At 48.8% G+C, this 12,052-nt stretch carries 12 protein-coding genes; 5 read left to right on the plus strand and 7 right to left on the minus strand.

The genetic code is table 11. The features are described 5' to 3' along the window. The 3 genes from POF51_RS11440 to POF51_RS11450 form a co-directional block, all read left to right on the plus strand. The coding region (locus tag POF51_RS11440; RefSeq protein ID WP_271755392.1) for a sigma factor-like helix-turn-helix DNA-binding protein at nt 1-250 on the plus strand (250 nt) is incomplete at its 5' end. Nucleotides 251-263: 13 nt separating this feature from the next. Beyond that, entirely contained in the window at nt 264-479 is a 216-nt protein-coding gene (locus tag POF51_RS11445; RefSeq protein ID WP_158265763.1) for a helix-turn-helix domain-containing protein, read from the plus strand. 14 nt (nt 480-493) lie between these two features. Then, nucleotides 494-649: a hypothetical protein gene (locus POF51_RS11450; RefSeq protein ID WP_271755393.1), complete on the plus strand. Its 156-nt coding sequence runs from the start codon at nt 494-496 to the stop codon at nt 647-649. Nucleotides 650-997: 348 nt separating this feature from the next. Here the strand turns inward: POF51_RS11450 and POF51_RS11455 are convergent, their stop codons facing one another. The 7 genes from POF51_RS11455 to efeO form a co-directional block, all read right to left on the minus strand. Further along, nucleotides 998-2,686: a hypothetical protein gene (locus tag POF51_RS11455; RefSeq protein WP_069849940.1), complete on the minus strand. Its 1,689-nt coding sequence runs from the start codon at nt 2,684-2,686 to the stop codon at nt 998-1,000. A gap of 27 nt (nt 2,687-2,713) precedes the next feature. Continuing rightward, nucleotides 2,714-3,154, minus strand: a complete 441-nt coding sequence (locus POF51_RS11460) for a divergent PAP2 family protein (protein WP_017246669.1) — start codon at nt 3,152-3,154, stop codon at nt 2,714-2,716. A gap of 23 nt (nt 3,155-3,177) precedes the next feature. Further along, on the minus strand, nt 3,178-3,534 hold the full coding sequence (locus POF51_RS11465; RefSeq protein WP_017246668.1) for an SMR family transporter: 357 nt from the start codon (nt 3,532-3,534) through the stop codon (nt 3,178-3,180). Between the two features lie 69 nt (nt 3,535-3,603). Next, nucleotides 3,604-4,533, minus strand: coding sequence for a decaprenyl-phosphate phosphoribosyltransferase (locus tag POF51_RS11470; protein WP_069849938.1), 930 nt, complete (start codon nt 4,531-4,533; stop codon nt 3,604-3,606). Nucleotides 4,534-4,754: 221 nt separating this feature from the next. After that, complete coding sequence (locus tag POF51_RS11475; RefSeq protein WP_271755394.1) at nt 4,755-6,539, minus strand: FTR1 family iron permease; 1,785 nt, start codon at nt 6,537-6,539, stop codon at nt 4,755-4,757. A 27-nt stretch (nt 6,540-6,566) separates the two neighbouring features. Then, on the minus strand, nt 6,567-7,844 hold the full coding sequence (gene efeB / locus POF51_RS11480; protein WP_069849933.1) for an iron uptake transporter deferrochelatase/peroxidase subunit: 1,278 nt from the start codon (nt 7,842-7,844) through the stop codon (nt 6,567-6,569). A gap of 4 nt (nt 7,845-7,848) precedes the next feature. Beyond that, nucleotides 7,849-8,748: an iron uptake system protein EfeO gene (gene efeO, locus POF51_RS11485; protein WP_017246664.1), complete on the minus strand. Its 900-nt coding sequence runs from the start codon at nt 8,746-8,748 to the stop codon at nt 7,849-7,851. Nucleotides 8,749-9,118: 370 nt separating this feature from the next. Here efeO and POF51_RS11490 point away from each other — a divergent pair, with 370 nt between their 5' ends. Continuing rightward, on the plus strand, nt 9,119-9,907 hold the full coding sequence (locus POF51_RS11490) for an HAD-IIA family hydrolase (protein WP_069849931.1): 789 nt from the start codon (nt 9,119-9,121) through the stop codon (nt 9,905-9,907). A 21-nt stretch (nt 9,908-9,928) separates the two neighbouring features. Beyond that, nucleotides 9,929-12,007 carry a glycerophosphodiester phosphodiesterase family protein gene (locus POF51_RS11495; RefSeq protein ID WP_069849929.1) on the plus strand — a complete coding sequence of 693 codons (2,079 nt, stop codon included), beginning with the start codon at nt 9,929-9,931 and terminating at the stop codon, nt 12,005-12,007. Nucleotides 12,008-12,052: the final 45 nt, after the last annotated feature.

Below are 12,052 nucleotides of genomic sequence, written 5' to 3' on the forward strand. Positions count from 1 at the left end.
TCGTATGGAAATTCAGTTTACCAACGAAAAGTGGGACATCGGTCATACGCAAGAAGTTGATTCCCAGATGTTTGTTGAGGAATTGCTTAACAGTCTACCTGAACGAGAACGTTTCATCATTCAACAGGTGGTCATTGAAGGAAGATCTGAAAGAGAAGTCGCAAAGAGGTTAGAACTTTCTCCCTCTCGACTACACGCATGTAAAGTACAGGCTCTACAACGGTTGCGAAATAAACTCGTATATGCTTAAAAGGGGGAGTAGTGTGGTAATAGCTGAGACATTATCCGAAATAGACTTTTATAAATTAGTTGATGATGCTCAAAAAGGAAATCCGCTTGCAATTGAGGCTTTAATCCAGCACTACGAACCCGATATGAAAAAAATGACTTGGTTTATTCGTATGCCACATGAGGATAGCATGCAATCTCTAAAGCTAATGTTGGTGGAGCTGATAAAATCAACGGCCACTCCTACATAAAAGGAGGCTATTGAATGAATGATACAGTAACAGTCATCATTGCAATACTTATCGCAATTTTGACTTTGTCGGTGATCCATAAGCATGTTGAGTTGCAAGTACAAATTCGTGATTTGATTAATGTAACATTACGTGCCACTAAGAATGACGAAAAAGAAGAATCACCGTAAGGTGGTTATTCCTTCTCTCTATAAATTGTAGAAGTGAAAGGGGCTTTTCCCTCTACTTCTATCTTACTGTGAATAGGAGGATGCCTCTTGGCTACGATGTTATTACTTGTATCGAGTGTTGCTTTGGTCCAGGTATTCATAAGTCAACAAAAATTGTCTAATGAGCTAAAATCAATTAAGAAGTAGGTGGAGGAACTGAATTGGAGGCAATTCCGATTTACCTTCAGTCTGTCAGGTGGGTAACTTTTTGGTGAGCAAAGTGGTCAACATTTTGGCCAGCGATCATAGTAAAAACAAAAATCCCCTTCCATTTGGTTGTGAAGGGGATTACTCATTACTCATTACTCATTACTTTAAGAGATAAACTGCACGCGTAGTCATAAATCCTTTGACCTCTTCGCCTTTATCCAGCTTTTGCTCGACGAAAGGAATACCAGCTTCTTGCAAACGTACTTTCACCGCGTTGAAATGGTGGAAGTCTACGACCAGCGTTTTGTTGCTTGCCTTAATCTCTTCCAACTGCTTTTTCACTAATGCATTGGCACCAGACTGTCCAATGATATGAGAAGCATTTACCATCACCATGTTGGCGAGTAAAACGACAATCAGGACCTTGCCTGCATGGCGGATAAAGCCCTTCTGTACATCCCAGATGGCCAGAGCAATCAAGAGCGGAATCAGCCAAAGCTGCGGGACATAGCGCGCCCACCAGCTTTCTGGATTAATGAGCACCGTTACGAAGAGTGCGAAACTAATCCACAAGAAAGGGGCCACTTTTTTACGATTGGTCCCCAACAATAATGCGGCGAGAATCAGACATGTGACAATGACAGCCCCGCCGAAAAGCGGTCCGAATCCGGCTACCCGCACATCAGGAGAGTAGAACACAGCGAGCTCCTTCAGGGTGACCGTAAACGGCACTTTCAGTGTAGGACTATTGGGTGTTGCAATATTCTCCGATTTGGAGAAAAGAGACAAGGCCAGGTTCTCAATGCTCGTATTCTCTTTGAAGCCATGCGGGCTGTTCGAGGTCATGATATCAACGGCACCTTTGCCCGCTAACGGATAAAACGGATGTCCCTTCGTTAGCGTGTTGGTGACATACGGATTGTACCCAACAACCCCTACAGTGATAACCAGACTGACCGAGAGCCACACGAGCATGCTCTTGATGTGCTGTCGGCGATCGTAGAAAAAGAAGAGCACGAGAATAGCCAAGCCGAGCAATCCGGCATACCCCAATGCCGTGAATTTGATCTGCGCCAGCAGCATGAGCGTTGCGCATAGCGCTAGTAGCGTCCAAACATGGTAGCGCTTATACAGCAGATAGCCGAGAGCGCAAATGATGAGCACGAGTGAGCCGAGCTGTCCGTCAATATAGAAGGAAGTCGATTGCGTAATCACCGCGGGATTGAACGCTGCGAGCAGCGCGAAGGCAATCGCCGCCCCTTTTTTCTCTGGGAAAGCGGTTCGGATGGCAGCGAGTGTCAGGAAAAAGGACGATGCAATCAACAACAGGTTAAATATTTTGCTAACCTCGATCTGACCAGTCAGTTTATACATGACTGCATCGAGCATCCAAGGCCCTTTGGCGTAATGATTGATCCACAGGTGAAAGGCCGAGAGAACCTCTCTATTATCCATCTCTCCCACTTCTTTTGAACCAGAAGGCTTGACGATGGGCTGGTCATGAACCGGGTTCCAGCCGTTGGTTAATTTCACGATTGCCTCTTGATGATACGTTTGCCCGTCAAAAGAAAGATCAAACGTATTGGCACTGATGTAATAGCTGATGCCTGAAACAATCAGCAATCCAGCCAACAGGGAGAAAAACCAGGCCCGTCGACGTGAACTTACGAAGACCGATACCATCCCGCCCATCGCAGCCAAAGCCGCAACGAGGCCAATCCAAAAGCTGGCGGCCGTCACGGATACGCCGAACAAAAATAAAACGGATGTGCTAAGCACAATCGTAGCCATAAACAATAGCAAAGCCGTCCCAAGCAGGAACGAGTACGTAGCTGTACGGTTATTCATGAACATAATCTCCTGTCTACGAATCTACTAGCCAATGAGGGTAGGGAGGTTCGCTGCCAGCAGATGCAATACGGTCGCAAGCAGTACCCCGAGCACCAGACCCCCGGCAATTTCCCATCTGGTATGTCCCATGCTTTCGCGCAAAGGTTTGGCGGGAAACACGTCCGGATGTTCCTTTGCGAGCTTGTTGAGTGCCTCTGCATGTTTTCCTACCGCTCTGCGCAATCCAGTCGCATCGATGATCACAATAAACGTCACAGCCACACCCAGCCCGAATGCAGGATGAGTAAAGCCCTCCTGCAAGCCAATCAAAAACACAGTCGTGACCATAACGGTTGTGTGCGTGCTGGGAAACCCGCCGTTCCCGACCATTTCTTTGGCCCGGGACCCAAAACGGAGGTAATTAATCAAAAATTTGGTTATTCCGGACACAAGCCAGCCGATAAACGGCGCTACCGCATAAAACATGATAAAACTCCTCTACGTGAAGATTATGACTGAGAAATGACGACGACGCCCACGACGATAATCGCCAGACCGACAATACGTGTAAGGGACAACGGTTCGTTGAAGATCAAGAAGGACATTACAGCTACCAACACGTATCCGAGTGCTGCCATGGGATAAGCATAGGAGAGCTGCACCTTTTCCAGCGCAGCAATCCAGATAAACGCAGAAAGTCCGTAAAGCGTAAGTCCCACCATAATCGGCAGGTTCGTGAAATAGTGGAGGAACTTCAGTAGCAGCATGTCATTGTTGCTGGTGAGCGAGGATGCGCCCATCTTCATTGCAACTTGTCCACACGCACTGAGGACCACGGAAATGATGATTAGAACAATGGATGGCATAGCTTAATCCACAACCTATCTGAGCAAGTAACTTCATGTACAAAACAGGTTCAAAACTTCCTTACTTCCTTATTTAAATTCAAATACGTAAATAATCCCGGCTACCATGACGACATACAGGAACACCGTAATGAGAATCGGCTTGTCCTGCAACAAAACTTTTTCCGGACTGCCGCCCTGGCCCGCGACGGTGATCAAATACAGGTAACGGAAAATACCAAAGATCACGAGTGGAATGGTCCACATCAAGTGAATCGTGCGTCCTGATGTAAAAGTGAACAAGGAATAGCTGATGATTGTCATGGTTGTAACAATCGTGTTCAACTGATTCAACAATTCGGAGGAATAACTGTCGAGCACTTTGCGATGCGTCCCTTTATCCTGCTGCAACAAAATCAACTCGTGGCGACGTTTGCTGATGGCCAAAAACAGAGCGAGTAGCATCGTACAGAGCAAAAACCACGGGGTGAAAGGAGTTTGGATCATGAGACTTCCACCGATGGCACGCAAAACAAAACCGGCTGAGATAATCATGACGTCCAGAATGACGACATGCTTCAGCTTCAGTGAGTAAGCGACGTTGAGCACAAAGTAAACAAACAGTACGAGCGCGAATAGTCGGTCAAAGTAATAAGCACTAAAAAGGGAACCCAGAAGCAAAAACGCACCGAATGCTAATGCGAGCGCTGGCGGCAATGCACCAGAAGCCATGGGCCGGAACTGTTTTTCCGGGTGATTTCGGTCATTTTTGATATCGACAAAATCATTGAGGATGTAGACACAGCCGGATACAAAACAAAACAGCAGGAAAGCCAGCACGGATTTTCCAATGACATCCGGACTTACTTTGTGCAAAGAAAATAGCAAGGCAGCAAAGACAAGCAGGTTTTTTGTCCATTGATGTGGACGAAGCTGCTTCACTAACAGGTAGACCATATTTTGTCGAACGCGTGGCGTTGTTTTGACGTCAACTTTAACAGAATTTGATGTTGCCCCCATATCTAACTCCTATCCTAATATCGAATCGTACCTTCTAATGACGAAAAATGTAAAAAGAAGGTTACACCTGTAATATGGTAACATAACTTGTCCCATAAAAATTTAACGATAACAGAAAAAGTGTGAACTTGCGATAAAGAATGATTGCCAAAAATAATATCAGGGTTTACAAGAAAACGCAGCCCTCATGAAGGAGCTGCGTTTTTCAGGTTTTCTCTCTTTTAGTTCACCCGTGGAATAGGAGTGGCTGCTTTTTTTCGCGAATACAGGAATAAATTGAAAAGAACGATCACGAGTATGATCAATTGCGGGATCGTCGTTTCCCAGCTCGCGTAAATGCCGAGAGTCGGCGCGTACAACAAGTAATCGCTGCTGTGTGCAGATAAGCTTCCCGTCACCTGCAAAGCGTGGATGCTGACGCCGACGAATTTAAACGCCATGTAGTAGAGTAATAGGCTGGCTACAAAAAAGAACGGACGAACCGGAATGCGTGCACTGAGCTTGATGATGGCAAAGCCAATCACAGCCAAGACGACAAGCGCGCTCAAAATACCGATCGCCAGGTCTGTCATGGAGATCGTAGCGGCCATCCCCATATAAAAGATAATCGTTTCAGCCCCTTCGCGGGCAACAGCGAGAAAGGCCGTGAATGAGAGTGACCACAAGGCTCCTTTTGCCAAAGAAGAGCCGATAGATTTCTCGACAAATTGATTCCATGCCTGCAAATTGGACTTCTTATGCAACCAGGCACCGATCGTCACCATAAAGAAGACGGCAATCAGTCCGGTTACTCCCTCAATCGTTTCTCGCGAGTTGCCTGTGGAGAGGGTGGAGAAAACGAAACTGAGGATGACGGCAAGAATGGCGGAAACTACGATCCCGGCAATGGACCCAGACCAGATCCATTTGCGCTTGTCAGTATTGCCTGACTTGTTCAGGACCGTAAGCAGAGAGACGATGATTAAGATAGCCTCCAGTCCTTCGCGGAACAAGATGAGTCCCGCATCCCAAGCCGTGTACGAGGATGCTGTCGCAAATGGCGCAAGCTCTGTCTTCATTTCTGCAAGATGAGCCGTCGCCTTTTCCCATTGCGGGGGATTGGACAGGATGAGTGTCGGGATGGCGACCATCTTGGCTTCGATGCTGCTGTAGGTAGCAGGCGATTTGGTCATGACTACGCCTTCAACAGAGGGCCAAGAGGTAATAAAGGTCTCCATTTTGTCCGAAGCAGCGGTTGCGTCCTGATTGGCGATATCTGTTTCTACCGATGCAAGGAGTTCCAGTAGAGACGAGATGGACGGCTGCTCAGAAGAAGGATTCGCAGCCGCCTGTTGGACTGCCTTTCCTGACAAATAATTGTCCACCGTAGTAATGAGTGCCTGTACTTTCTCTGCGCTCTTTTTCGGATCGGGTGGTTCTGTGTTCAGGGCAATGCGCGCACCGCTGATTTTGATTTCCATATCCCCGTAGACTGCGGCATTTTCCGCTCGAACAAGACCCTCTGCCTTGTACCATCCGGTGACGAAGCTGTTGTACGATTGCTTGGCTTTCGTCAGATCGCCTTCCGTGATGGCTGTCATGCTGTTTTGCAAGAGCGGTAGCAATGCTGCAATTTGCTTATGTGCGCGTTCTTTTGGCTGACCGCCTTCTTCTTGGGACGAGACGTATCGATCTGTTGCTTTTGCCAGATTGGAGATGGCTGCTTTTGCAGTGTCAGGATTCGCCTTCGCTTGGGCAAGGGCTTGCTCTGCTTCCGCGATTGCTTGCGTCAATGCTTGTGCATCTGCGGAGGTTTCTTCCGAATTGCCCTCCCAGATGCTCTTCATACTGCTGATCGCTTTGGTTACTTCTTCCCAATTGTTATCGCCACTGCTAATCAAGGCATCGCTGGAAAGGGCGATCATTTGCTTGAGCTGCTCTGGCACGAGGGGCGCGGCTACAGCGGCTGACAGAGCAGATGTCCATAGCAGCATGCAGGTACAAATGATAAACAGATAGCGTTTCAAGGTGTTCACTCCATCCCAGATAGTTGGTTAAAAAAGCGTGTCCCCGATGTATCCGCCCTCACTTGCACCAGGTAGACAGGCGTACAAACCACTGCCGACATGGGTGATATATTCATTGAGCAGGTCAACGGATGCGAGCTTTTTTTGCATCGGTATGAATTGCTTGCGCGGATCACGATTGAAGCAAATGAACAAAAGCCCAGCATCGAGCTGACCTGTCTTGAGATCCATTCCACTCGAATAAGAGTAACCGCGCCGGAGAATTTTCACCTTGCCCTCCATATGGGCCAACGCGACGTGGGAATCCACAGGAACAACGGGTTTGCCCTTGGCATCCTTGCGATCGAGATCCAGCTCGTCGAACTCATTTGCTTTGCCAAGAGGAGCTCCGGTTAAACGGTGGCGACCAAATGTATTCTCCTGATCGGTGAGGGAAGAGCGATCCCACACTTCGATCCGCATGCGGATTCGACGCATGACCATGTAGCTTCCGCCTGCCATCCACGCGGGACTTTCAGCAGTGTGAGCCCAGACGATTTCATTTGCGGTAGCGGGATCGTTCACCTGCGGATTGTTCGTGCCATCCCTGAAGCCCATCAGATTTCGTGGTGTAGAGCCAGTCGGGTCGGATGCGCTGGTACGCTGGAAGCCTTCTTGTAGCCAATGGAGGACAGCTTTGCCTCGAGCGATCCGGGCCAAGTTCCGCAGGGCATGGAAGGCGACCTGTGGATCGTTGGCACAGACCTGCACGACAATATCGCCACCCGACCATTCTTTTCGCATTTCATCGCTGTTGAAGCGAGGCAAATCGACCAAGGGAGCTGGGCGTTTGGCTGCAAGACCAAAGCGCTCGTCAAAGAAAGAAGCGCCAAGCCCAAATGTGATCGTCAATTTCATTGGGCGCAGGCCCATGGCTTCTCCCGTGTCGACAGGAGGAAGAAGGGCGTTATCGCTCTCCTCATCGACGTTTTTGCCGGCAGTCATGTGTGCTGCTGCCTGCGTCCAGCTTTGAAACAGCTTGCGGACATCCCCTAGCGAGGTCGTCGTCAAATCAAAAGCACCCATGCAGATAAAATCCTGCATAGGTGTAATGATCCCGGACTGATGCTTGCCATAAAAGGGAATGACCTCATCTGCACCGGTCGGAGTGGCACTTGTCTGCTCATTTTTAGGAGTAGAGGGCAAAAGGCTATTGACCCCAGTCGCCCCCAACAGCAGTCCAATCCCTCCGACACCAGCCAACTTCAAAGCTTCTCGACGTGTGAATTTGTTCGCTGTGGTGTTTGCGAGATGCTTGTCATTCATCTTGTTAGCCTCCTACGATCGTACCCATTTTGGACAATGGTTCAGCCAATGCATCGAGGGACTGACTCAGCTTTTTCACCTGGTCTGGCTTCAACTCGGTGTACAGCACATAGCCGTCGCCTTTGCGGTATGGTGCGAGTGCTTTATCCAAATCAGCGAAGCGGGCTTCAATTTCATTTGCAAGAGCAGAGTCTTTAGCCGTAACAGCAGGCTTCAATACTTTGTAAATTTCGTGAGCGCCTTCCACGTTCGCAGCGAAATCGTACAAGTCCGTATGGGAATAGCGTTCTTCCTCACCAGTCACCTTGCTCGTCGATACCTCGTTCAAGAGCTCAACCGCACCCGTTACCAGCATAGGCACATCGATTTCGACGCTCTCTACCTTCACGCGGAGCTGCTTCACATCTTGTAGCAGTTGATCCGCCACTTTTCCTTGGTCAGCGACCGATTTGGTTTCCCAGAGTGCTTTCTCCAATTTGTGATAGCCGCGCCATTCGTTATCAGGCACATCGCCTTCGCGGGCATCGATCCACGGGTCAAAATCGCCGAGAGATTCAGCAATCGGTTCGATTTTCTCAAAGTAAGCACGGGCTGGAGCGTATTCCTTTTTCGCTTTTTCCATATCGCCTGCTTTAACGGCGGTGGTGAAGCTCTCTGTTGCTTTTACGAATTGGTCGGTTTGGTCAACGACCCATTTACGGTATTGATCAATAGAGGCTTGCAGCTCAGGAGAAGGAGCAGAAGCAGTGCTCGCTGTCGCGGACTGATCAGCAGCGGCAGGCTTGTCAGGCTGAGTGGCTTCTGGTTTTTTCTCTTCGGTTTGTGTTTGTGCGTTTCCACAAGCAGCGAGCAAGGAGGAGCCGAGAACAACTGCGGCGAGTGGATAACTCCATTTTTGAATCATGAAAAGACATCCCTTCATCTAATATGAGTGCATAATTATATGATTATATGTCGATAATGAATATCATTATCATCCACAAAGAATTTTACTCTTTCTTAGACAGTTTGCAATCTTTTTTTGGCTAACGATCACTGGTTAGTTTTGGCGTTGTTCACATAAAACCAAAAGTAGCTCAACAATCCCTTAACAAAGACTTGTTATGATCGAGCTATCAACCAAATAAATAACGTCTGTAAGTGGGTCGAGACGTGGAGAAAGCCCTCATACAGCAATAGATTCGAAAAAGACCGTTCGTTCGGTTTGTTTCTTTGTGCTATTGCCGTGTATGAGGGCTTTTTGTGTTTTCGAATGAAAGGAGCGAGCAGAGGATTTGCTAGATACAGATAGGTACGATGCGTATTTTTTTGATTTGGATGGAACGATTTTTCTCGGGAATGAATTGCTTCCTGGGGTGGAAAAGACACTTGCCGCGCTGCGGGAGAAGCAGAAAAAAATCATGTTTTTGACCAATACGACGGTACAGACAAGAACAGCTTGTCAGACTCGCCTCCAGAAGCTCGGATTGGCTGCCCGGCGGGAAGAAATCATGACGGCTGCCTATGCGGCGGGATTGTATCTTCAAGAAAATGCGGAGCAAGCGCGTGTCCTGATCGTTGGGGAGCCTGCCTTGGAGGAAGAGATTGCGAGCTTTCATATAAAGCAGGTGCAAGATGCGGAGGAAGCTACGCATGTATTGGTCGGAATGGACCGTGCATTTACGTATGAAAAGCTGCAACAAGCTGCTGACGCTGTGCGAAATGGAGCCCACCTGATCGTAGCGAACCCCGATCCGTTATGTCCGGTTCCAGGGGGTGCCATTCCTGATACATGGCCGTTGGCGAGAGCGATTGAAACGGCAGGTGGAGCCTCTGTCTGGGCGATGACTGGAAAGCCGTCCCGGTACTACGCCGAGCAGGTTTTTCAACAGCTTCAAGTGCAGCCAGAAAGATGCGTCATGGTGGGCGACCGTTTGGAAACAGACATTTTACTCGGGAAAAACAGCGGTATGAAAACAGCGCTCGTTATGACAGGTGTGACGACCAGTCGCGAACTAGAAGCCACAGAGATTCAGCCAGATTACATCCTTCCGACGATGGAAGCCATGGGGCAAGTCGAGTAGGAAAACGAGGAGGCAAGGGAGATGGAGTTGGGAAAGAGCAGCAAAAAGTGGTTGTGGTCACTAATGGCAGCAAGTCTGGTGACAGGCAGTATGCCCGCGATGGCGCAAAGTGCGGTGAGCAAAACCTTGCTCATCACAGAGGTTGTTAATGATCCCCTTTTTGATGAAAGCACAGGCGAGTTTATCGAAATCACCAATATCTCCAACGATCCGATTGATTTGAGTGGATACATGATAGGCGACGAGGAAAAGCGTGGAGGAAACGAAGGCATGCATGCGTTTCCGGAAGGCACCATGATAGAGCCTTACCAGACGATTGTCATTTCCCGCTATGCAGACGGAATCGTGGAACGCCATGGCGTCACGCCTGATTTTGAATTGTTCGACTCCATGGAGGACGTCCCTGAGCTATTGCCGACGGATTGGGCGACAGGCAGCATTTATTTGGCGAATGGCGGCGACCATGTCATTCTGATGGACCCTGAGTACAATACGGTGGATTCGATGGCTTATATGGATGCGAAGGTTCCGGGAGTCACCTCTCATCCGGGAGTCGCTGGTGGGCACTCGATGGAACGCCTGACGGAAAAGGATACGAATGATGCGTCCAGAGATTTTGTCGATCAACCCAAGCCGACCCCTGGTGAGTTGTTGTTCGGACCGAATGCCCAAAAAGACAAGATTCCGGTCTCTGATCTGAAAGACGACGTGCTGATTGTCCCTGAACCCAAGACTGGAATTGTCCTACCGCCAACGGTGATTGCCATGTACGACAAGAAGTCCGAGATCGATACGATTCTGGATGCCGAAGCGTCTTCCATTTTTATTCCGGTGAAAAAATCCGGGAAGAACGGAGTCGTCACCCAGGACGGCACATCGCTGGACGAGGTACTGGACCAGATCAAGGGCAAGGCGATCCCGGTGATTCATATCGAGGACAAGAAATTGGTAGCGGAGGTCGATCGCCTGCTCCAGAAAGAGAACCTCTCTGATGTGCACATTGTGTCTTCCAGACCGGAAATCGTCCAAGAGATGCGGGAGAAAAACAATGAATACCGTGGTGCCCTCGTGTATATCGACGGCAAGCTGAACGAAAAGAAGCAAAAGGAGCTCGTACGCTCAGCCAGAAGCAGTCGTTCCAATGTGATCGTTCTCTCGCAAACGGCGATGACGGAGGATGTCATTCGCTACTTCCGCAATCGCGGGTTGTCTGTGTGGGGAATCGATCGGGCCAACAATAGCCAAGCGAGTGAAATGATCGAGATGGGTGTGGCGGGGGTTGTCTCACACGATCCAAAAGAGGTGCATGAGCTGCTTGCTGCATACCCAGAGAAAAGCATCACGCAACCTCCAATGGTCATGGCACATCGAGGTATCCCTTCCTTAAAGCCGGAAAACACGATGTACGCCTTTGAAGAAGCGATGGAGCTGGGTGTGGAGATCATCGAGACAGACGTCCACAAAACAAAGGATGACCACCTTGTCCTGATCCACGATTTTGATCTGGAGCGTACCACCAACGGGACAGGGAAGGTAAAGGATTTCACGCTGAAGGAACTGCGTGAATTGAACGCTAACAAGCTCGATCCAGCCAATCCTTCCTGGTACCAGCCTGAGATTACCGATGCTGTCATTCCTACCATGGATGAATTGCTGGAAGCGGCCAAGGGCAAAGCGGTGGTCATTCTGGAAGCAAAGGGGATTGGGTACGAAAAAGAAATGGCAAAGGCCATCAAGGAGCACGACATGGTTGAAGATGTGATTGTCAGCAGCTTCAGCTCAGAAGTATTGGAGCGTTTCGCCAAGCTCAATCCGGAATTGGGACTAGGCTTTACCTTGAGCGGGACCAAGCCAAAGGAACAGCTGGAACAGTATGCCGAAAAGCAGATAACAGATGCGGTTCAATTGAATGCCCAATACTATATCAACCATCAGATTGTCACGCCAGAGCTGATCCGATTCGCCAAGCATCGGGGAATCATTTTGACCGTGTATACCGTTAACGAGGAAGCAGATATGAAGCGAGCAACCGAGGCGGGAGTCGGGGGAATTATTACGGATTATGCGCAAAAACTTTACAATACCCAAATATTACCTTAGTAAGCAATTGTTATAGTCGAGTGATACGTAAAAAACAGCGAGAGG

It is taken from the genome of Brevibacillus sp. AG, assembly GCF_028369215.1.
In the GTDB taxonomy this organism is placed as follows: Bacteria; Bacillota; Bacilli; order Brevibacillales; family Brevibacillaceae; genus Brevibacillus; species Brevibacillus porteri.